This window comes from Mesorhizobium sp. WSM4837 (genome assembly GCF_055811435.1).
Genome location: NZ_JBVVQE010000001.1, coordinates 106,529 through 127,005, shown reverse-complemented (window position 1 = coordinate 127,005; position 20,477 = coordinate 106,529). Strand labels below are relative to the sequence as shown.

Sequence of the window (20,477 nt, the reverse complement as noted above, 5' to 3'; positions counted from 1 at the left end):
TGTCAGCGTTCCGCAACGGCCAGGGCGGCCCGATCGTAGATGTCGTGCATGGCCGCCGCCTGCCTTGCTGGTGAAAACTTGCGCGCTCGGCGTGCGGCGGCTTCGCCGAGCCGGCGCCTGTGTTGGGCATCGTCAGAGAGACAATCGACGCACCTGGCGAGATCGCCTGGATCGTGGACGTCGTAGAACAAAGCCGCGCCATTCCACAATTCGCGATAGTTCGGGATGTCGGCAAGCACCAAAGGTGTCGCCGACGTCGCTGCCTCCAGTGCGGCAAGGCCAAATGGTTCATAAATGGAGGGCGATACGAAGATGCCGGCCCGCGCCATCAAGCGACGCACCTCGTCGTGGCATACCGAGCCCAGAGCAACGACATTGCTGAAATTGACGCGTTGGCCATCGCCGCCCTCGATCGGCCCGGCAGCGAAGACTGGCCATTTCGTCAGCGCTGCTGCTTGGTCCAGCGTAGCTGCGTTCTTTCCTTCGTCCCACCAGCGCGCGGCGGCGAGAACCACCGGTTCGCGTCGCTCTGCCTCTGGACCCGGCCGTGTGCCGTTGCTGACAACGCTCAGGCGGGCGATCGGCCCGTAGCAGGCCTCGAGCATGTCGGCATGGCTGCGGCTGGGTGCGACTACCGCATTGGCCCAATCGAAGCCGCGTCTGTTGCGGTCCTTCTGCCAGGCCCATTCGCCGTCCGCAGCCCGTCCCCTGACGGCGTGGAGCCAGGTCACGACGCATGAGTGCGAGACCGCCACGACCGGGCAGGGCAGATCAAGTCCCACGGCCTGCGTCGGCGCGTTGAGATGGACGAGGTCGATCGCGTAATCGCCAACGAGCGCGCGCAGTTCCTGCGGCAACATTTCCAGATCGTCCTCATTGCGGGTCATCCAGTCCGGCGGTGTCTTGAGCCACGCCAGGCCGGCGAAAGCCTGTGCCTCCTTCGCCTGCTCCTCCGACGGTTCCGGGCCCAGCCCGGCGAGCACGATGCTGTCGCCGTCATGAGCCAACTCCCGCGCCAGATCAAGCGCGTAGCGCCAGACGCCGCCGACGGCATCGACGGTCATCAGGATTCGCCGCGGGCGGCGGATCAGTGACTGCAACATGTCGCCTCCAACTCGGCCAGCGCGCGGGGGCGCTTCTCCTGGATATCGCTGAACGTCCGGAACGAGGCCAGATAATGCTCGTGGGCGCGCTCCCAGGCGAGATCGTCGGGCTCGCCCCAAAGCTCGCGATAGCTGGGCGAACTGGGATAGGGATAGAGCGGCACCGGCTCGTTGGCCCACACGCCGCGGTCGATGAGGTGCTTGCGCCAGTGGTCGACCAGAGCCGGATCGTCCTCGACGACGCCGATCAGATTGGCTTGGACGAACGGAACGTGACGTCGTGCATCGACCAGCAAAGCGGCCAGTTCCTCGGTGCCCAGCCGGCAACGCTTTGCCAGCATGGCCCGGCCTTCCACCGTCAGGCTTTCAAGGCCGGCTTCGATCGAAACGCAGCCGGCCGCACCAAGCAATTCCAGGAGCTCCGGCTTCCAAAGATCGATGCGGGTCTGCACGCCGAACTTGACGTCGCGATCGACCAGTGCCTCCAGCAACGCCTTCTGCGGCAGGAATATCTCGTCGATAAAATAGATGTAGCCGACGCCTTGCCAGATCAGCCGATCGATTTCAGCGATGATCGCATCGTGGCTCCTGCGGCGGTAGGCGTCGCGGAAATCCATCTTGGCGCAGAAGCTGCAATTGTAGGGGCAGCCGCGAGATGCCTCGACCTCCGCGCCGAAACCCAGCTGATTGTCATCGAATCGGTGGTGATGGTGCGAATGCGCGGCTATCCAATCGGACGGCCAGCTGAGCGGCGGATGATCGACAAACGAACTGGCGTGAACGCCGCCGCTGCCGACAAGTTTCCCCTCGTCGAGGTGGGCGGTGTGTGGCACGGCGCTCCAATCGTGACGGCGGGCGAGTTCTGCGACGACCTCTTCGCATTCGCCGCGCACGACGACATCGACGCCCAGCTTGCGCAGCGTCGGCGCCGGCGTCGCCGAGCCGTGCGGCCCGACAGCCACTGTGCGGCCGCCCCGCCGGGCGAGGCGGTTGAGGAAGTCGGCTGGTACACGCAGCTCGGGCGGCGCGCAGCGCCAAAACAAATAGGTCGGCGCCGTGCTGACGACGGTCATGGCCGGTGCGAAAGCGGCGACGCGATCGGCAAGTGCCGCGTTGTCGAGCTTCTGGATTTGCCCGTCCAGCATCAGCACCTGATGGCCGTCGGCCTCCAGCGAGGCTTTCGAGTAGCCCAGTTCCAGCGGCAGATGTGGCTGGCGGCAGCCGAAATAGATGCTGTCCTCGTAGGTCCAGAACGGATTGACCAGGGCGACTTTCATGCCACGTACCTCGCTGGTTCAGGCTCGAGGCGATGACGCCGGAGCCAGTCGGCGAGATCGCGGACGCCGTCGCGCCAGGAGACATGCGCTTTCCAGTCGAGCGTCGCTTCTAACTTGCGGGTATCGGCGACAAAGAAAGGTTGGTCGCCGGTGCGTTCCCGGTCGTAGCGGATCGCGAGGTTCCGCCCGGTCAGCTCGCCGATCTCCTCGATCAGCATGCGCAGGCTGACGGCGTTGCCCGGTCCGCCACCGAGATTGAATGCCTGGCCCTTGATGTCGTCGATCCGGGCAAGTACCCCGCGATAGGCCGCAACGGCGTCGCTGACATGAAGGATATCGCGCACCTGCTTGCCGTTGCCGTAGATCGTGATCGGCCGGCCGGAAAGCGCGCTGAGCAGAAAATGGGCGACCCAGCCCTGGTCCTCCGTGCCGAACTGGCGCGGCCCGTAGATGCAGCTCATGCGCAGGACCGCGGTCGGCAGATTGTACGACTTGGCATAATCGAGCACATATTGGTCGGCCGCGCCTTTGGAGCAGCCATAGGGGGTGCAGAAATCCAGGCCGCAGGCCTCGTCTATGCCGTTGGCGCGGATGCCGGCATCGCAGGGCACGCACCGATCGTCCTCTTCGCGCACTGTGACGTCGGGCAGGCCGCCATAGACCTTGTTGGTGCTGGCGAAGATCACGGGAATGCGTCTGCCGCTAAGGCGAGCCGCTTCCAGGACGTTGAAGGTTCCGCGCAGATTGATGTCGAAATCTTCGCTTGGCTGGGCCAGGCTCGTGGTGACGGCGGTCTGCGCGGCGAGATGAAATATCGCCCTGGCATGCACCAAAAGCGGCGCCAGCACGTCTTCGTCCCGGACATCGGCGGTTTCCACGGCAAGTTGATTGCCGTGCTTCTGCGCCAGCCAGGCCAGGTTCTGATCGACGCCCGGGCGGCTGAGATTGTCGATGACCAGCACCGGCACCCCATCCGACAACAGGCTGTCGGCGAGGTTCGAGCCGATGAAGCCGCTGCCGCCGAGGATAGCCACCGGCGCTTCACGAAAACCGTCCGGCCTCATGACACCAGTCCTCGCTCTTCGAGTTCCCGTTTCATGTCGGCGCCGCGGTCGATGGCGGCCGTGTTGCGCACCCATGCGACGAACTCGTCGAGTGAATGCTCCAGGCGGTGCTGCGGCTCGAAACCGAGCAGTTCGCGCGCCTTCGAGATATCGGCGAAGCAATTGCGGATATCGCCGGCGCGCGCCTTGCCGAGGATATCAGGCCGATGGTCAGGCACACCCATGGCGTCGGCGAGCAGCCGGGCGACCTCGCTGATCGCATAGGCGCGTCCGCTGCCGATGTTGATGACGTGGCCGCGCGCCTGGCGTTGTTCCAGCGCCAGGCGGAACGCGCGGGCGACGTCGCGCACATGCACGAAATCGCGTTTCTGCTCGCCATCTTCGAAAATCATCGGCCGCTGGCCGTTGGCGAGGCGGGAAGCGAAATTCGCCAGAACGCCGGTGTAAGGGTTTGACAGCGCCTGTCCGGCGCCGAAGACGTTGAACAGGCGCAGCGCGACCGCGTCGACGCCATAGGCATCGCCGAAGATCAGCACGGCGCGCTCCTGGGCATATTTCGTCAGCGCATAGATCGAGGCGAGGTCGACCGGCTTTTCCTCGTCTGTCGGCAGCGGCGACAGGCTTTCATCCGCCGCCGACAGCGGATTCCATTGGCCGCTCTTGACGTCGCTGGCCTGCCGCCGTGCATTGTCGACGCGCCGACCGCCTGGCGTGGCATAGAGACCCTCGCCGTAGACGCTCATCGAGGAGGCGACGACGATCCTCTCGACCGGATGCTTGATCAGTGCCTCGAGCAGGGTGGCGGTGCCGAGGTCGTTGGCGCCGACATAGCGGGCGATCTCGTACATGGACTGGCCGACGCCGACCTCGGCGGCGAGATGAACGGTGGCGTCGACGCCCTGCAGCGCCTCGGCGACGGCGGCGCGATCGCGAACGTCGCCTTTGATCAGTTCGGCTCCTGCCGGCAGGCTGATCGCCTCGCTGCCGTGCACCTGTTCCAGCAGCGCATCGAGAATGCAGACGGCATAACCATGTTCAACGAGTTCCTGGACGACGTGGCGGCCGATGAAACCGCACCCTCCTGTAACCAGTATGCGTTTCACGACAACTCCTTACGCAGTTGGCCTTGGCGCCCCGAACTGTTTGGCAAAAGGTTTGTTCCCTCTGCTTCAACAAAGATGGTTTTGGCGAGGCTGCAACCTGAGGTGAACGCATGGCGAACGAGCCTTGGGCGATGCGCTGGAACATTGCAGCTTCTTTGGTGTTAGGGGCGGTCATCCGGCCCGTGGGCGCAAGCCAGGAGGCCACACGCCTGCAAGGTCTGGATCAAAGGAGGTTCCAATGTCTGAATCGAAGACAACCACCAATCATGACGAGATCCGCCAATGGGCCGAAGATCGTGGTGGCCGACCGGCGGTTGTACGAACCAGGGGCGAGGGCGGCATCTTGCGGATCGATTTTGGCGAGCCCGAGGAGAAGCTCGAACCCATCGAATGGGATGAGTTCTTCCGGATTTTCGACGAGAACGATCTGACTTTCCTTTACCAGGACGAAACCGGCTCCGGAAAAAACAGCCGGTTCAACAAATTCATCGACCGCAAGAACGGCTGAGGAAGCTGCTACTCAGCGCTGTCGGGTAGCTCTTAGGCGCGCCTCGCGTTCTGATAGAGGATTTAACTATAGATGGCTATTTTCGCCTACTTTTCAGACTGTTAGAAAACCAATCTCAGTGCAGCAGGCTGGTTCCGCCCGATCCGGCAATGTTTCGCATGATGCCGTTCAGCCAGTCTTCGGTCGATACGCCGGGCCGCCTCCTGTCGATCTCGCCGATGGCGCGCTCCAGCGTTCGTTCGACCAGCCGATCGGAAGCACCGACGTCACCCAGAAGCAGACGCGCCGCGAGCCTGAGCTTCGGCAGAAGTGAAAACACGTTGTCCGACAAGTTCACGGCAGGGCGACCGGCAAGGGCGGATTTTTCCGGAGGGAACAAGGCGTCGAAGACGGCGTAGCTATCCGACGATTTTCGAAGATTGCTGGCGTGGCGGAGACGTTCGGGAATGACGATGTCCTCGTCACCGCTGAAAAAGACGAAGGGAACGCCGCGGCGCATCAGTTCGTCGGCGATCGGAAACACCCGCCGGCCGTTAAGATTGACGTCGAGGATCGCGGCCTCAGCCACCTCGGTATGCATGGAGGCGTGTTCGACGGTCGCCGCAGGGCCAAGGACGACCGCGCCCATATTGCCGAAATATCTTGCAAGATCGCCGGCCAATACCCAATCGTCTTCGACTATCAGGATGCGCACTCCTCGGAGATCGCGCACCTCATCGCCCTTTCTTCGAGCGGGATTTGCAAGTGTCCGCACGGGCCTGTTCGGAATGTTCCTGCAAGGCTGCCTGCAATCGCTTCGCCAAAACAAGCATGCGCGGCGGAATGGATTCGTTTCCCGGCAAACTCAGCAGATCCTCGAAGCGCAACGACGCTCGTCTTGTCAGCTTCAGCTCAGGTGTGCGCTTTGACATTGGAGTTCCACAATAATCCCGACTTTAACGCCGTCTGCACGGACTTGTTCCGGCCCTCGCGCACGTTATATGCTGGGCGTTGCGTTCAGCCCGGTCGTGGGCTTTGGGTCGATTTGGCGGCCTTGTCGTCTAGGCTGTTCAACCGAGGGCTTGCGGTGACATCTCAGGTGAAGAGATTTCCAATTGTGGGCGTCGGCGCGTCGGCCGGCGGCATTCCTGCAATGGAGGGCCTGTTCAAAGGCATCACCGGCCAGCCCGGCATGGCGTTCGTCATCGTCACCCATCTCAGCCCCGAGCGCGAAAGCCTGCTTCATGAGGTCGTCGGACGTTACACGCAACTCCCGGTTGTTGTCGTCGAGGACGGCACCACTGTCCTGTCCGACCACGTCTATGTGATGCCGCAAAACGTCGTGCTCACGATCGAGCGGGGAGTGCTGCACCTGCGGCCATCCAACGTGCTCAGCCGCGAGCGCAAGCCGATCGATATCTTCTTTAGCGCATTGGCCGAGGATCAGAGCGAATATGCCGTTGGCGTCATTTTGTCGGGCGGCGACTCTGACGGCACGCTTGGCGCCAAGGCGATCAAGGAGCGTGGCGGACTGACGGTCGCCCAGGCTCCCGACGGCTACGGCCCGCGCAATCCGGACATGCCGAAAAGTGCGATCTCCAGCGGGCTGATCGACATTGCGGCGCCGGCGGAGGAGATCGGCGCGAAGCTCGAGGGGTTCGCCCGCAGCTTCGACATGCTGAACGGGGTTGCCGGAGGCGGCGAGCACGAGACGGCAGAACTGGGTCGGCTCCGCGACGAGATCTACGGCATTCTGCAGGGCCAATCCGGCCACGATTTCTCCGGCTATAAGACCAAGACATTCCTGCGGCGCATCAAGCGGCGCATGCAAATCGGACAGCTTGATTCCATTGAAGAGTATGTTGAATGGCTGAAGAAGGACCCTCGCGAGGTGGCGAACCTTTTTCGTGACCTTTTGATCAACGTCACCGATTTTTTCCGTGATCCCGACGCGTTCAAGCTGCTCGAGGACAAGGTCGTACCGCAGCTGTTCGAGGGCAAGACCGCCAGCGACGCCGTCAGGATCTGGGTGCCTGGCTGCGCCACCGGCGAGGAGGTGTTCTCCATCGGCATGCTATTGCGCGAACACATGGAGACGCTTTCGGTTGTGCCACGCGTCCAGATATTTGCGACCGACATCGATGAGCCCGCGCTTGCGGTGGCGCGCGCTGCGCGTTACCCGGCGGCATTGCTGCAGGGCGTTTCGCCCGAACGCAAGCAGCGCTTTTTCAGCAGCGACGGCGAGAGTTACGTGCTTGCCAACGAGGTCCGGGAGCTGTGCGTCTTTTCCCCTCACAGCATCGTCCGCGACCCGCCTTTTTCACGCATGGACATGGTTTCATGCCGCAACCTGCTGATCTATTTCGGCTCGGACATCCAGAACCGGGTCCTTCCGATCTTCCACTACGCGTTGAAGCCGGGCGGTTATCTTTTCCTCGGCACGTCCGAAAGCGTCGGCCAGCACGACGACCTCTTCGCCACCGTCGACAAGAAGCAGCGCATTTTTCAGGCGCGCGAGCATGCCTCGCCACACATTAGGCTGCCGATGCTGATCGGCGATGGCCGTTCAGGCGCCTTCCTGCCTGAAGGAACGGGGCCGAACAAGCGAACCGCCAGCTATCCGCTTCGACAGACGGTCGAGGCACAAGTGCTGGAGCGTTTCGCGCCGCCGCATGTCGTGGTGAATGGCGACGGTGACGTCGTCTACTATTCGGCCCGGACCGGCAGCTATCTCGAGGCGCCGCAAGGAATTCCGAGCCGGCAGGTGCTGAGTTTGGCCCGCGCCGGCCTAAGGCTCGACCTGCGCGCAGCGTTGCGGGAAGCCGCCACGACGCGCCGCACTGTCGTGCGGGAAAATGTCGTCGTCGACGAGGACGACGAACAGGCCCAGTCGATCAAACTCACTGTCGAGCCCCTGGCGGAACGCGGCAAGGGCGAACGGCTTTATCTCGTCCTGTTCGAACCGACGGGGCCGGTGCAGGCGCGCTCCGATGTTGGGCCCGAAAACCGTAGCAGCGAAGGCACTGCCGATCTCGAGCGGGAGCTGCGCGAAACCCGGGAGCGACTGCAATCGACGATCGAGGAGTACGAAACGGCGCTGGAAGAAGTGAAATCCTCGAACGAGGAACTGGTCTCCGTCAACGAGGAGGCGCAGTCGACCAATGAGGAGCTTGAGGCCTCGAAGGAGGAGATGCAGTCGCTCAACGAGGAACTCAACACCATCAATTCGGAACTGACCAACAAGATAGAGGAGCTCGATCGCGCCAACAGCGATTTGCGCAATCTGTTCGAGAGCACGAAGATCGCAACCATTTTCCTCGATCGCAATCTGGTGGTGCGGACCTTTACTCCGCCGGCCTCGTCGTTCTTCAGCCTGCGTCCCTCCGACGTCGGCCGGCCGCTGACCGAGCTTTCGAGCCAGCTCGACTATCCCGAGCTGAAACAGCACATCGATGCCGTCTTCGAAACCGGGGAGACCCTGAACCATTATCTGGCGCGCGACGACCGGGGCCGGTTTTACATGGTTCGCGTCAATCCGTATCGCGACAAGGACGACAGGATCCAGGGCGTCGTGGTCACGCTGGTCGATGTCACCACATTGGCCGAGACGGAAGAGCAAAACCGGGTGCTCATTTCGGAGCTGAACCACCGCGTCAAGAACATGCTGGCGGTGGTCGCCAGCATCGCCAACCGCACCCGTGAAAGTTCGGAATCGAAGGAAGAGTTCGCCGAAGCGCTGATTGGTCGCCTGCACGCCATGTCGCGGGCTTACGGTCTGCTGTCGAAGGAACGCTGGAAAGAAGCTTCGATCAACGAACTGCTGCATCAGGAGCTCGAGCCTTTCAGCATTGACCGGTTCGAACTTGACGGCGCTGAAGTGAAGCTTAGCCCGCAACAGAGCCTTTCCCTTAGCATGGTCATTCATGAACTGGCGACCAACGCCGCCAAATATGGCGCGCTGTCGACGCCCGAGGGCAGGGTCGTGCTGAAATGGTCTGGCGACGGCGATGTTTTCACGCTCACCTGGTGCGAGCGACACGGGCCGCCGGTCAGAAAACCTGAAGTCAGCGGCTTCGGACTTTCCCTGCTGCAGGGTGAGATCGGCTACCGGCTTGGCGGAAACGTCGAGACCACCTTCAACCGTGACGGTCTTGAGGTCCAGATCACATTCCCGATGCTGCGCAAGGAGACGCCGTGACCGACCCGCTGCGCGTTCTGGTGGTCGAGGATGAATGGCTCATCGCCGAGGACATCGCTGCTTGTCTGCGCGATTCGGGACATCAGGTGATCGGCCCGGCCCCTTCGGTGGCGGCGGCCCTTCGTCTTATCGGCGAAAATCCTGTCGACGTGGCGCTGCTGGATGTTCAACTGCATGGCGAAACGAGCCTGGCGATCGCAGAAGAACTAAAAACCCGCCATATTCCGTTCGCGTGCCTGACCGGCTTTGGGCCGCGCGATGTTCCATCCGCGTTCGCCAACGCTAGATTTGTTCGCAAGCCGGCAGATCAGGCGACCATTCTCAGAGCCTTGGCGGAATTGGTCCCGACGTCCTAGCTCGTTTGCCCTTCAGTCCAGCGGCTTTTCGGTCGGTCGCGGCGTGGCGCCTTGCTGGCGCGGCCGGCCGGCATTGCGGTTGGCCACCGGATTGTCCAGCGGAGCGGTCGAGGGCTTCGAGGCTCCCGCGCTTTTCGGCGTCGGTGGCCTGGCTCCGGCATCCGTATCGTCAGCATCCCGCCTTGGACGTCGCAAGCCAGCGGCATTTGCCTGCCGGATTGCCGGTTTCGATGCGGTTTTCTTGTTGGCCATGGTGTCTCCTTCCTGCTGCGACGGAAACAACCTTCGTTCACCGCTCGCAGCCCTGCGTGTCAACCGCCGGCACGGTGCGAAGTTCCACGACCTGCCGCTGGATGGGAACCATTTTCGATACTGGCTGTTCGGCTCGCAGGAAGGAGCCGGACATGGAGCGACGTAACGCCATACTTTCGCTGGTGATAGCAGCGATCATCATCGTCGGCTTTCTCATCGGCTTTTTGTATGCCGATATGGGCTGGCGCACCTCGCCACTCGAAAGAGCCCAGGAGCAAAACCAGGGTGGGAACGCCCCGGCCGACACCTCGCCTGCCGCGGGCATCGAAAAGAACCCCCAAGAGAATACCGAGATGCCGGATCAGCAATAACCGCGATCTTTCCGGTAGGAACCGGGCAAGCTGGATGGTGTTGCCCAGAACCAATGGCTGTATCGCTGGTGATATCGGACTTACGGTGGCTGCTGGTACCCGGCTGCCAACGCCGCGGCCTCTTCCCCCGTCGTTGAAACCCCTCCTGCTGATGTAAGCGATTTCTGGCATTTGCGTATCGGCAGCACGGCGTGCTCAGTCTCCGGAGACGAGAGCCGGCCGATCCTGCTGCTTCTTGCCAACGCATCTTGGTTGGCCCTTGCTGCGAGCCACTCTGCCCGCTCCCGCGGCAAGCCGATAAGGCAAATACCAGCGAAGTGCGCCGGCACATCCACCGTCGTGTCGAACACGGCCCATGTGTTGGTAGGCTCCTGAACCGGCAAAAACCTCATAACAGCTCCTGCTAATATATAGCACGAACTTACGGACGAAGCACTGTTCCGGCATCAACCAAACGAAGGAGAATTTCGTTTTGCCACGCTGCGGCGCGCTGAGCCTCGCAAATTGATCCACACCGTCTGTATCGCGGCTGCGACGTGGCCGAAAATAGATCTCGACGAGCGAACGCATCCAGGAGCCCGCCAGGCGGCGGCGCTTTTGCGTGTCGGCGATCCGCCTTCAGCCCCATCTCGCGGCGCCTCGGCGTATCCCTTGGGGAAGTGTCAACTGGCCTTGGGAGCGCTGCTCGGGACCAGGAATCCACCTTTTAGCAACTCCAGGGCGTCGAGGGCCTCCTCATCCAGCAAATCTGTCAGAGCCACCCCTTCTGCGAAGACCACCCTATCGTCGTCTATATCGTAGACCTCCCAAAGCCCTTCCTTGTTCCGTCGAATGGCGTGCCGATGCTCCATAAGCAGACGCTAATTGAGTCGCGGAAATGGTGGCTAGGAAAAATCAGGGGCAGGCCGACATTAGCAGTGGAAAACCTCAGGCGCCCTGACGCGTGATGCGTGTGCGAAGTCAAGGCTATGCCGGCCGCGCGCGGCCCGAGGGGACCGTATCGACCACGGAAAATAGCCAGGTCGAGAATCCGATTGACGATCATTGCGGACACTCGGCCTCTGATGTAATTTAGGGATCGATCAAGTGAGGAATATACCGCTGTCGCGACGGCTTTTCTCTCTTTTCTGTCTCGGCAGATAGCATGCTCTCTAACGGACCTTGGCACTGCAAGCTGTGTTCTTGTGGTCGCCAGGTAACGACGGTTAAGGGATTTGCCATGCTCCGACGTTGCGGATTCGTTGCGGCCTTGATGCTCGCAAGCGTCGCGACTTTCGACGCTTCTGCAGTCGAACGAAGGGTCGCCTTTGTAATCGGCAACTCCGATTACCAGGAAATCTCGGCCCTCAAGAACCCGGCCAAGGATGTGGTGGACGTGTCCAACACGTTTCGAGCGGCTGGTTTTGATGTTTTCGTCGCGAGCAATCTTACGAAGCTGCAATTTGAAGATCAGTTTCGCAACTATCTTGCCGCCGTGGACGGCGCTGATGTGGCTGTCGTCTACTATTCCGGCCACGGCTTTCAGATCGGCGGCGAAAATTTCCTGATCCCTGTCGATGCCTCGTTGAAAGATGCGGCGGACGTCGAGGTCCAGGCAATCAAGCTGAACGATGTGCTGCAGCAGATGCGTTCGAAATCGAAGATCCAGGTGATCATCCTCGATGCCTGCCGCAACAATCCATTCCCTCGCAAGGACTACTGGCTCAGGGACCAGCTTCTTACCGCCAGCGGCACCGGCCTTGCGCAAGTAAGAAGCTCACTGAACACACTGATTGCTTTCGCCACCGAACCCGGCGCGGTCGCCTATGACGGCGCCGGCGACCTCAGTCCTTTCTCATCGGCGTTTTCTCGTCGCGCGCTCGCCCCGAACCAGGAGATCCGCACGGTCATGTCGGCCGTCCGCCGGGATGTGGTTGAGGCGACCAAGGGCTTGCAGGTTCCCTGGGAGAACTCTTCGCTGATCGACGAAGTCGTTCTGATGCGTCGCATCAGCCGCCCATCGCTGCCGCCGGTATTGGAGAAAGTCGTGCTGTCCGGGGCAGGCCCCATCGATCTGGACCTCCCGGAACCGGTCCAGGTCGATGGCGGGACAATAACCGTCAGCATCGAAAGACCACCCGCCTTGGGACGCCTGATGCTGGACGGCAAGGTCATCGAGGCGGGAGAACTGATCCAGGGCAAGGATCTGCCGCGTTTGCAGTTGGATGTCCCCAAGGGAACTGGCGAGCCGGAAGAGATGGATATGCTGGCCTACGCCGCACGCGACAGTTGGGGCGGCGAAGCCAAGGGCATGCTGGTGTTCCGGGTCAAGAGCGGCGAAGGAGCCGAGGGCGAACAGGTGATGGCCTCGCTCGAGGCCGAGCAGGAGCAGCAGGTGCTGCAGCGCGGCATTCATGTCACCGGTGCGGCCGAGGCGATCGAGAACCAGGACGTCGACGTTCCGGTCGGCGTCGGCGCCGTTGCCCTGAACCTCGACGTCCCGACAGACGATGCGGCGGTCAGCCTGAAAGTCACAAACTATCCGGCAACGGGGACGCTCTCCCTGCCGGATCGGACCCTGTCGCCCGAATCGAGCTTGACGGTCGGCGAAGTCGAGGGGCTGCGCTATGAACCCCAGATCGGAGCCAGCGCACCGGTCGAGATCGCCTTCGAAATTCGGGCGGACAGCGGCGCAGCCAAACCCGCCAGTATGAAACTGTCGCCAAGCGTCGATCCGTGCGACCTGGCTGCCGGCGAACCTCTCGACCTTCAAGGCGTCGTCCCCGGCCTGCTGCCAAATGAAATCGCCGCCGACGCGGTAAAGCTGTGCGAGGCTGCGGTGAAGGCGTATCCCGATGTCGCCCGCTTCCGTTATGAACTGGGACGCGCGCTGCTTGCAGCCGGCAAGGTCGACCAGGCCAGGAAAGCCATACAACAGGCCGCCGACAGGGGGCATGTGCGCGCGGTGTTCGAACTCGGCTACCTCTACGCGACGGGAACGGGCCAGGCTGTCGACCGCAAGCAGGCCAACACCTTCTACGCCGCTGCGGCCGACAAGGGCGATCCCTACGGGATGACGTCGTGGGGTCGTGCCCTGTTTCATGGCTACGGCGTCGAGCGCGACACCGGCAAGGGGCTGGATCTGCTGCTCAAGGCGGCATCGATGGGGCACACCTATGCCATGAACGATCTCGCGGCGATCTTCACCGAAGGCCGCAACGGCGTGCCCGCCGATCAGGCCCGTGCGGTTGCCTTCCTGGAGGCCGGCGTCCAGCGCCAGGACATGTATTCGATGAACTTGCTCGGTCGCAATTACCTCAGCGGCAGGGGCGTCGAAAAGGATCCGAAGGCTGCGCTGGCGCTTTTTCAGAAGGCCATTGACCTCGGCCAGCCCTATGCGCCGGGCAGTCTTGCGCGCATGTACCGTGATGGCGTTGGCGTGGAGCAGAACCTTGATGAAGCCCAACGCCTGTTTGAACTGGCAACCTCGCGCGGTGATCAGTCCGGCGCCTATGATCGCGCGGCCCTCGAGATGCAAAAGGGCGACAAGGCTGACCAGGCCGTCGCCGTGCGTTTCCTGGCATTCACAGTTGCGCTCGATCTTCGCAATGAGCTGCCTGACGCCCGCGCGACGTTGGCGCAATTCGGGGCCAAGCCGAAAGCGGCGGCGTTGAAACAGCTGCGTGGGGAACTCAAGTCGAAGATTCCGTTGAGCGGCTCTGTCGACAAGCAACTTGTCAAAGTGGCCAGGGCGGTCTGGGAACAAGCCAATCCGCGTCGGGATTTGTTCTGATCAACAAGGAGGCAATGGTGGGCAGAAATCTGAAGCAGGCAACAATCGGGATAACTCTGTCCATCGCCTTGGCCGGGGTCATGGGCTGCACATCCTGGCCACCCCTTCAACCGACGCCGCTGGTGGCGACGCCCGAGCCGGCGCCGAAGGTCGTTCGCAGAGCCGCGGCGCCGCGGAAGGTCGTCAACCCCGCTCCCAAACAGATGGCCGCCAGGAAAGTGGTTAGTCCGGCCGCGGACGAGCCTGCTGCCGCACGTCCCGTAATCATTCCTTCTTCGGGAGGAGGCGGGGGTGCCGGAAGTGGCGGGAGTGGCGGGAGTGGCGGGAGCGGCGGAGGCGGCGGCGGCTGGGGAGGATAGCGTTGAAGGGCTGCTGCAAGTAAGCCAAACAACTAGAGCATTCTGCAGCCACGTGGGGTCACTTGGCGTCGCACAATGCAGCTAATTCAGATAGCTAGAGCCTGATTCTCGTTCAATTTGGACGTATCCCGTTCGCGGACACGGCTACGGTCTAACTCGCATCCGCTGACTGGCGCAGCGCCTCGATCTCTGCCATCTGGATGCCCATTTCGACAAACGCGGTAAGAACTGAAAAGCGGTCCTCCAGTGCAACGCGTGCCAGTCCGGCCAGAACCCCCGCACTCACAGCGCGCGCGGCTGGCTGCGAGGCCGATAGCGCTGGCGCCTCCATAGCTGAACCGTTGCCATGCCATCCTGCAGCCAGGGCAATCCAGGCGGCCGGCGTTGTTGGCGGAATTGCCGCAGCCTTGTCCACTTCCGGGCGATGGTGAGGGCTCTCCGGTTCGCTGACCCAGTCACGAACAACCGCGAGCAATTCCTGATCCCTGCTGTCGAGCAGAACGGTGAGGTGGCTCAGGCATTCATGGGCCCACCACACCGCAGCCCGCTCGGGAAGCAGATAGGCACAGAACGTAATCGCCTCCTCTGGCACCCGCCCGGCCAGCAGGGCGCGGCAAAATTCGATTGAAGGCTGTTCGGTCGGAAGTGCCACCATGTCCCTGGAAACAGCGGGGCAGGCCATGAAAAGGTCCCGTGCCGTTTTGAATCGAAGCTCATTGGCCATGGCGCCACGCTCTCCCCAGGGAACAATCGACACTGAAGCCCCGGACCGGGCGGGTCAAGTCTCCAGTCCCTAGTGGTGAAAATCTGACGGTTGATACCCAAATCGAATTTGCAGCAATGGGTGGGAAGTTGCCCCACAGCAGGTTTAACCTGAACGACAGGATTGCGCGCCAGGAGCCGACATTCCAGCTGAACTACTGGGCACTGGAGACGTCTCTCACCGACTGGCCGTAGGTAACCGAGAACATGCACAGGGCGCGCCCGTGCCTGAAGTGCTTGTCAACTCTGGTCTATAAAGGCCTCGAGATCGGCTGCGACGCGTTGGGGCCGTTCCCAATTCGGACAATGTCCGGTCTCCGGGTAGCTGAGCAGTTTGGATCCTCGGATCGCGGTTACGAGGCGATCCTGATCGTTTCTGGAAAAGAGCACGTCGCGTTCGCCCCACATGAGGAGCGTCGGTGTGACAATCCGAGAAAGTTGCTCCGTGTCATCGTAAGCGAGCAAACCGTCGAGCACGCCGCGCCAACGCCAAGCCGCCAGCTTCAGGCTTTCGGCAACGATCCGTTCGAAGAACGATTCGGGCAGGGGTACGTGCGCGGTGCTCGCCTGAAAATCGCGGGCGAACTCCACCGGCACCGGGTCTGGTAGCTCCATCAGTGTGGCCTGGACCTCCCGAGTGACCGGAGTGGCGGCCGACACACCAGTGCCGATCAAGACCAAGCGTGCGACTCGTTCGGGATTTGTGATCGCGACGTGTCGCGCGACGAAACTTCCGAAAGAGTGTCCGACGATGGTGGCGCGCTCGATGGAAACAGCGTCGAGAAACGCGACGGCATCAGCGGCGAATTCGTCGATCCCGTAACCGGCATCCAGCGCTTCCGAGTCACCGAAACCTCGCTGATCCAGGACAAACGCATGAACCCGATGCGACAGCAACGGCAGAATACTGCTGAACGAGAACCAAGAGTCCGGCCACCCGTGCAGAAAGAGGATCGGATCGCCGTCAGCATTGCCCTGTTCCGCGTAGTGAATCTGTGGACCCGTCGCCAGTCGAACAGTTGCGAATCGCAGGTCTCCCATCAACCAAACTCCCCTTTCTGAGTTGAAATTGCCTGCCGGCCACACATCTTCGGGGCGTTTGCCATGTCGCTCTTTCAGCCGAGCGCAACCCGCTTACCAACGGCTGCGCCTTCTTGAATATGTGTCACACCTTGGACCGTGCTGCTCCCATTTCGCAACATTCGCACCACTCCAACGGTTGGAAGCTGCTGCGGTCGGCAGTTCCGTCTGACATAATCCGTTCTTGTTTCGGCAGTTTCTCTGGATCGACGCCAGAGTGTTTCGTTTGTTTCAGCAGGACACAGAGCTCGCATGTCGCGCTACCGTCGCGCAGCGGACGCGTGGTCCCTCGGCCTAACAGTCGCTCACAATCTTTGGCGTGGAGGCCGAGTACCGTATTGACTTGATGAACGGCGGCGCGCCTCGACCGGATTTTTGGCCGGCAGCCCTGCGGGAAGTGAAATCCCCCTCCGGCCGTTGACCGGAGGGAGAGAAATCCCCTGCGGGAAAGGCCCGTCACAGCCGCTCCAGCGTCAGCGTGGCGGGGTCGCCACGCCAGGCTTTGGCGAGTTCATCGGCGGCCTTGGCCTCGGCGGCGGTGTCGCGCCTGGCCTTTGCCGTTTCCTTGAGGCCGAACAGCGCCCAGGCGCTGCCGCGCGCCTTGTCGAGCGCGGCCCGGAACTCCTTCTCGGCCTCTTCCGGATGGCCGGTACGCAGCAGGGCAGCGCCCAGCGACTGCCTCACCGGATAATACCAGTAGGGCGGCTCCATGTAGGGGATCGTTTCCTCGGCCTCGGCGGCCTTCCTCCAGATCGCCACGGCGCCCTCCAGGTCACCGTCGGCCTCGGCCGCGCGTGCCCGCACCGTTGCCTCAGCTACCTGCAGCACGGCCAGCGCCGGGATTCCCCAGGCGTCATGGGTCGACCAGTCGGTCTCCGCCGCGATGCGGTGAATGGCGTCGGCCTCGGCGCGCGCGGCGGCAATATCCTTCTTTGCCGCCAAGGCGGCGCCGCGCATATAATGCTGGACTGCCTTCACATAGGCTGGCGCGTCCGCCTGCACCGGCCTGGCCAGGACCATGTCTGGGTCGCCGTATTGCGCCCAGGCGAAATAAGGCGCCGCCTTGACCGGCTGCACGATCGGGATCGCAGCGGCGATCTCGTTGGTGAGCAGCGTGTCCAGCTTCTCGGCCTGGTCTAAGACCGTCGGCGCGTCACCCAGAAGCTGCGCCGAGACCATCACGAAGTGGACATTGTGAGAATAATAGCCGATCGGGTAGACACCGACCGCACCGGTATCGGCAATGTAGGTCTCGTCGACCTTTGCGGCGGCGACGTTAGATGCGAGCGAGTCGGCGTAGCGGCCGACCCGATGGTAGATGTGGCTCGGCATGTGGACGATGTGCCCGGCACCCGGCATCAGCGCGGCGAGTCGCTCGGCATAGGGCTCGGCCCGCTCCGGGCGGTCGGAAGCCTCCACCAGATGGATGTAGAGGTGAATCGCCCAGGCATGGTCGGGCTTTTTCGTCAGCACGGCTTCCAGCCGCTTCTGAGCGTCAGCTGTGCGGCCCTTCGGCTCCTTGCCGCCGGGCTGCCAATAGTCCCATGGCTGGGTGTCCATGGCCGCTTCTGCCGCGATCATGGCGAGTTCCAGATCGTGGGGATATTTGTCGGACAGGGCGGCCATGGCATCGGCGAAGGCCGCATCGAGCGCTTTGCGATCCGCGTTGGGATCGTCCGAGTAGCGGGCGGCGACGGCATCGATGAGGCCGCGCTCCTTGTCGGTCGCCGCTGAGGCGAGCGACTGTGCTTTTTTCAGCGCGGCGACGGCCGGTGGGTTCGCGGCAGGGTCCATCGGCACGTTGATGTTGGGTCCGAGTACAAGTGCTTCGCCGAGGAAGCACATCGCGCAACCCGGATCGAGACGCTGCGCCTTGCGGAAGGCGCGACGCGCCTCGGCGTGGTTGAAGTTGGCGGCCTGCCTCAGGCCCTGGCCGAAAAATTTCTGCGCGTCCGGGTTCTTCGTGCTGATCGGCCAGGTGAGCGTGCCGAGGTTGTCCCAAAGCGGCGGTTCGGCATCCTCGTAGGCCTTGACCGCCTCGGCGATGGGCGATTCGAGCGGTAGCGTCGCGGCGACGCAGTGCGCCATGGACAAGTCCTTCGGGAGCGGCACTCGCGTGGCGGCGGCAAGCTGAATACTGGCCGGGCCGCCGGCCGCATACGCGATGGCGCCGGCGCCGAAACCTATGACTAAGAGTGTGGTCCATCCCGCGCCAGGCAGGAACTTGCGCAATTTCATGTGAGCCTCCCATTGATTGCGGGCCGCGCCGGCGTCACGCTGGCGGCGCGCTCCCGCTTGCCTGGAATCTACGCCCCGGATGTTTCAGTCGTTGTTCTTGAGCGGTGCTGAAATGTTTCGATTGTATCACAATGCTCATTCCCCCTTGGGTTAGAAACCGTGCGACGTCGTGTCGGCGAGACTCTATCTTTCATGGGCGCCTCCGAGATTGACGTCCGGACCAATACCTCTCATGTAAGTGCCTCGGTCGAGGTCTGCCTTGCCCGCGCCGGGCGCGTCACGTCCACCATCGTGCGGCAGCTCGCGCATTTCGATCGAGCCTCAGCCGGCTTTGCGCATCAACTCCTCGGCCTTATCGAGGCGCCACTTGCGGGCCCGCCTAAGGAAGGACTGGTTTACGGGGCTGTGGGGCTTCAGCGCCAACCGCTCGTTGGCGAGGGCTTCCGCCAGGCGGGTCAGGCCCGCGCGCAGCGGCCTCAGCCAGCGTCCAGTCGATGACGTCGCGCTGGGCGTGGCTGCCGCCGAAGCTATTGGCGATGAACCGTGTGCTATGGAGGCGATCGGCGGCCCTCTCGTAGTCGCCACGCCAGAATGCCGCGAATCCTTCGATCAGAGGCACTGCGGTCCGTTGCCCCCATTCGGCGATATCGGATCCCTCGGCAACGCTCCGGTAAGCCGAAACAAGCCGATCGACATCGCTGTCTCGGCCGGCACCCAGACAGGCCATCACCGCGTGCCAGTCATTGAACGGATTGCGCGGATCGCATACGACGTAGGCTACAAATCCGAAGTGGCCTTCAACAGGGCGTTCAGACGCGAATATGGCGTACCGCCGGCGGCCTGGCGTCGGGGCCATGCTGCTCGCCAGGTCTGACCGGTAGGCGGAACAGTGAGGAGGATGGCATTCCGGCTCCAAAGAAGGTGGGCAGCGACAACATCAGTGCCGACGCTCAGCATCACGAGCCAAAGTTCAGGAGAAAATCCGCATTCGGCCGATTTGCGGTCAAAGCTTGTTCTATCCTGAAGGGCAGGAAAGGGTCGTCTCGCGTCCTTCTACATGGGTACCAAGCGTCAGGTCTTCACGACTAGCAAGATGCAACTGCCCCCACTATGCTCGACGTTTTGACAGACAACCGCTTCGCAATTTGGTATTGTCCGCAGTCGATGAAATCGATGCTCAAGACAGGAGTAACCGTTATGCGGTCGGGCAGTTTAGCCTTCGTGTTTACGGTCGCGTTTTTTTCGACCCACGTTTTTGCTGATCCACTTCAGAAATCAGAAGACATCGTGAAGTTTTTTGACGCGGCGAGCGAACTCGGCCCGCCGCGTGGAATTTGCGTCGGCACCGAAGAAGAGTGCAACAGCAAGAACAAAGCAGCGCCTGCCGAGAAAACCAGCCTCGACATGCTGATCAATTTCGGCCTTGATTCTGCGGAACTCGATGCGACTGCGCGTGCTGAACTGGACGAGTTCGCCAAGGCACTGAAGGACAGCCGACTGAGCACCTTGAACTTCGTTGTCGAGGGTCATACCGATGCGACCGGCTCGGAGCGCTACAACGAGGGGCTGTCGGAGCGCAGGGCCAGATCGGTAACAACCTTCCTCACCTCCAACGGCATCGATCCTGCCCGCATCAAAGCGACAGGCCTGGGCGAAGCGAGCCCGCGCAACCCCAATCCATTCGATCCGGTAAACCGCCGGGTGGAAATGCGGATAAGGACCGAGTAGCTGGAGCGGGTGCGCTGGCCCAGCTAGTCCCTCTGCACAAGGGGGGATTGGTTCTTCGACTGACGATCGCGCTGCCGGACGGCCTGCAGCTACCAGCTCTGACGCTGGGGGTAGCAAGAGGCCACCACGCCTTCGTCATCCCAGGGCGGAGCAAGGAGCGGAGCGACGCGGCGCAGACCCTGGGATCCAGTCCGTGACATCAGCCGAAGAATGCAGCGGCTCAGAATAAAAGCTGATCTGTTGTGATCCTTCGCGCCCCCCTCTGTCCTGCCGGACATCTCCCCCACTTGGGGGGAGATCGGCCGTCATTGCGGCTTTCGCCAATGT

The 20,477-nt window shown here is 62.2% G+C and carries 17 protein-coding genes; 7 read left to right on the top strand and 10 right to left on the bottom strand.

The window, feature by feature from the left end; all coding sequences use genetic code 11:
- Positions 1–2 precede the first annotated feature (2 nt).
- The 4 genes from AC0L3D_RS00575 to AC0L3D_RS00560 are packed head-to-tail and all read right to left on the bottom strand — an operon-like array spanning position 3 to position 4,547.
- Complete coding sequence (locus AC0L3D_RS00575; protein ID WP_473642672.1) at positions 3–1,103, bottom strand: glycosyltransferase family 4 protein; 1,101 nt, start codon at positions 1,101–1,103, stop codon at positions 3–5.
- Positions 1,088–2,380, bottom strand: a complete 1,293-nt coding sequence (locus tag AC0L3D_RS00570) for a TIGR04295 family B12-binding domain-containing radical SAM protein (RefSeq protein WP_473642670.1) — start codon at positions 2,378–2,380, stop codon at positions 1,088–1,090. The genes AC0L3D_RS00575 and AC0L3D_RS00570 overlap by 16 nt, the downstream gene beginning before the upstream one ends.
- Positions 2,377–3,444 carry an NAD-dependent epimerase/dehydratase family protein gene (locus AC0L3D_RS00565; RefSeq protein ID WP_287237169.1) on the bottom strand — a complete coding sequence of 356 codons (1,068 nt, stop codon included), beginning with the start codon at positions 3,442–3,444 and terminating at the stop codon, positions 2,377–2,379. Before AC0L3D_RS00565 ends, AC0L3D_RS00570 begins: the two co-directional genes overlap by 4 nt.
- Entirely contained in the window at positions 3,441–4,547 is a 1,107-nt protein-coding gene (locus AC0L3D_RS00560) for an NAD-dependent epimerase/dehydratase family protein (RefSeq protein ID WP_473642668.1), read from the bottom strand. Before AC0L3D_RS00560 ends, AC0L3D_RS00565 begins: the two co-directional genes overlap by 4 nt.
- 238 nt (positions 4,548–4,785) lie before the next feature.
- Between AC0L3D_RS00560 and AC0L3D_RS00555 the strand changes: the two genes are divergently transcribed.
- Positions 4,786–5,055, top strand: a complete 270-nt coding sequence (locus tag AC0L3D_RS00555) for a hypothetical protein (protein ID WP_027153502.1) — start codon at positions 4,786–4,788, stop codon at positions 5,053–5,055.
- 115 nt (positions 5,056–5,170) lie between these two features.
- Here the strand turns inward: AC0L3D_RS00555 and AC0L3D_RS00550 are convergent, their stop codons facing one another.
- Both AC0L3D_RS00550 and AC0L3D_RS00545 read right to left on the bottom strand, forming a co-directional pair.
- Positions 5,171–5,767 (bottom strand): response regulator, encoded by a 597-nt coding sequence (locus AC0L3D_RS00550; RefSeq protein ID WP_287050427.1) that lies wholly within the window; start codon positions 5,765–5,767, stop codon positions 5,171–5,173.
- Position 5,768: 1 nt separating this feature from the next.
- On the bottom strand, positions 5,769–5,966 hold the full coding sequence (locus AC0L3D_RS00545) for a hypothetical protein (RefSeq protein WP_023801270.1): 198 nt from the start codon (positions 5,964–5,966) through the stop codon (positions 5,769–5,771).
- Between the two features lie 167 nt (positions 5,967–6,133).
- Between AC0L3D_RS00545 and AC0L3D_RS00540 the strand changes: the two genes are divergently transcribed.
- The gene (locus tag AC0L3D_RS00540; protein ID WP_473642666.1) at positions 6,134–9,232 is read left to right on the top strand and encodes a CheR family methyltransferase; all 3,099 of its coding nucleotides are present in this window, start codon (positions 6,134–6,136) and stop codon (positions 9,230–9,232) included.
- Positions 9,229–9,588, top strand: a complete 360-nt coding sequence (locus tag AC0L3D_RS00535; RefSeq protein WP_287258440.1) for a response regulator — start codon at positions 9,229–9,231, stop codon at positions 9,586–9,588. Before AC0L3D_RS00540 ends, AC0L3D_RS00535 begins: the two co-directional genes overlap by 4 nt.
- A 12-nt stretch (positions 9,589–9,600) precedes the next feature.
- Here AC0L3D_RS00535 and AC0L3D_RS00530 read toward each other — a convergent pair whose 3' ends face one another.
- Entirely contained in the window at positions 9,601–9,840 is a 240-nt protein-coding gene (locus AC0L3D_RS00530) for a hypothetical protein (protein WP_287374509.1), read from the bottom strand.
- Positions 9,841–9,941: 101 nt separating this feature from the next.
- Between AC0L3D_RS00530 and AC0L3D_RS00525 the strand changes: the two genes are divergently transcribed.
- Together AC0L3D_RS00525 and AC0L3D_RS00520 are read left to right on the top strand one after the other, a co-directional pair.
- Complete coding sequence (locus AC0L3D_RS00525; RefSeq protein WP_287217046.1) at positions 9,942–10,211, top strand: hypothetical protein; 270 nt, start codon at positions 9,942–9,944, stop codon at positions 10,209–10,211.
- 1,252 nt (positions 10,212–11,463) lie between these two features.
- Positions 11,464–13,983, top strand: coding sequence for a caspase family protein (locus AC0L3D_RS00520; protein ID WP_473642764.1), 2,520 nt, complete (start codon positions 11,464–11,466; stop codon positions 13,981–13,983).
- 510 nt (positions 13,984–14,493) lie between these two features.
- On the opposite strand, the gene AC0L3D_RS00515 is transcribed toward AC0L3D_RS00520, so the two are convergent.
- The 3 genes from AC0L3D_RS00515 to AC0L3D_RS00505 all read right to left on the bottom strand — a co-directional run bounded on the left by AC0L3D_RS00515 (position 14,494) and on the right by AC0L3D_RS00505 (position 18,422).
- A complete protein-coding gene (locus AC0L3D_RS00515; RefSeq protein ID WP_473642664.1) occupies positions 14,494–15,066 on the bottom strand; it encodes a DUF6931 family protein in 573 nt (190 codons plus the stop codon).
- A gap of 278 nt (positions 15,067–15,344) precedes the next feature.
- The gene (locus AC0L3D_RS00510) at positions 15,345–16,145 is read right to left on the bottom strand and encodes an alpha/beta fold hydrolase (protein WP_128245361.1); all 801 of its coding nucleotides are present in this window, start codon (positions 16,143–16,145) and stop codon (positions 15,345–15,347) included.
- A gap of 495 nt (positions 16,146–16,640) precedes the next feature.
- Positions 16,641–18,422: a tetratricopeptide repeat protein gene (locus AC0L3D_RS00505; protein ID WP_473642662.1), complete on the bottom strand. Its 1,782-nt coding sequence runs from the start codon at positions 18,420–18,422 to the stop codon at positions 16,641–16,643.
- A 550-nt stretch (positions 18,423–18,972) separates the two neighbouring features.
- On the opposite strand from AC0L3D_RS00505, the gene AC0L3D_RS00500 reads away from it, so the two are divergent.
- Positions 18,973–19,296: a helix-turn-helix domain-containing protein gene (locus AC0L3D_RS00500; RefSeq protein WP_473642660.1), complete on the top strand. Its 324-nt coding sequence runs from the start codon at positions 18,973–18,975 to the stop codon at positions 19,294–19,296.
- Positions 19,297–19,619: 323 nt separating this feature from the next.
- Complete coding sequence (locus AC0L3D_RS00495) at positions 19,620–20,150, top strand: OmpA family protein (RefSeq protein WP_473642762.1); 531 nt, start codon at positions 19,620–19,622, stop codon at positions 20,148–20,150.
- The last annotated feature ends 327 nt before the right edge of the window (positions 20,151–20,477 follow it).

Bases quoted from the DNA above. Each gene is read 5' to 3' on its own strand.
- AC0L3D_RS00545 (WP_023801270.1), bottom strand. From the start codon at position 5,966: ATGTCAAAGCGCACACCTGAGCTGAAGCTGACAAGACGAGCGTCGTTG.
- AC0L3D_RS00565 (WP_287237169.1), bottom strand. From the start codon at position 3,444: ATGAGGCCGGACGGTTTTCGTGAAGCGCCGGTGGCTATCCTCGGCGGC.
- AC0L3D_RS00570 (WP_473642670.1), bottom strand. From the start codon at position 2,380: ATGAAAGTCGCCCTGGTCAATCCGTTCTGGACCTACGAGGACAGCATC.
- AC0L3D_RS00515 (WP_473642664.1), bottom strand. From the start codon at position 15,066: ATGGCCAATGAGCTTCGATTCAAAACGGCACGGGACCTTTTCATGGCC.
- AC0L3D_RS00495 (WP_473642762.1), top strand. From the start codon at position 19,620: ATGCGGTCGGGCAGTTTAGCCTTCGTGTTTACGGTCGCGTTTTTTTCG.
- AC0L3D_RS00520 (WP_473642764.1), top strand. From the start codon at position 11,464: ATGCTCGCAAGCGTCGCGACTTTCGACGCTTCTGCAGTCGAACGAAGG.
- AC0L3D_RS00500 (WP_473642660.1), top strand. From the start codon at position 18,973: ATGGAGGCGATCGGCGGCCCTCTCGTAGTCGCCACGCCAGAATGCCGC.
- AC0L3D_RS00555 (WP_027153502.1), top strand. From the start codon at position 4,786: ATGTCTGAATCGAAGACAACCACCAATCATGACGAGATCCGCCAATGG.
- AC0L3D_RS00530 (WP_287374509.1), bottom strand. From the start codon at position 9,840: ATGGCCAACAAGAAAACCGCATCGAAACCGGCAATCCGGCAGGCAAAT.
- AC0L3D_RS00575 (WP_473642672.1), bottom strand. From the start codon at position 1,103: ATGTTGCAGTCACTGATCCGCCGCCCGCGGCGAATCCTGATGACCGTC.
- AC0L3D_RS00525 (WP_287217046.1), top strand. From the start codon at position 9,942: ATGGGAACCATTTTCGATACTGGCTGTTCGGCTCGCAGGAAGGAGCCG.
- AC0L3D_RS00505 (WP_473642662.1), bottom strand. From the start codon at position 18,422: ATGAAATTGCGCAAGTTCCTGCCTGGCGCGGGATGGACCACACTCTTA.
- AC0L3D_RS00510 (WP_128245361.1), bottom strand. From the start codon at position 16,145: ATGGGAGACCTGCGATTCGCAACTGTTCGACTGGCGACGGGTCCACAG.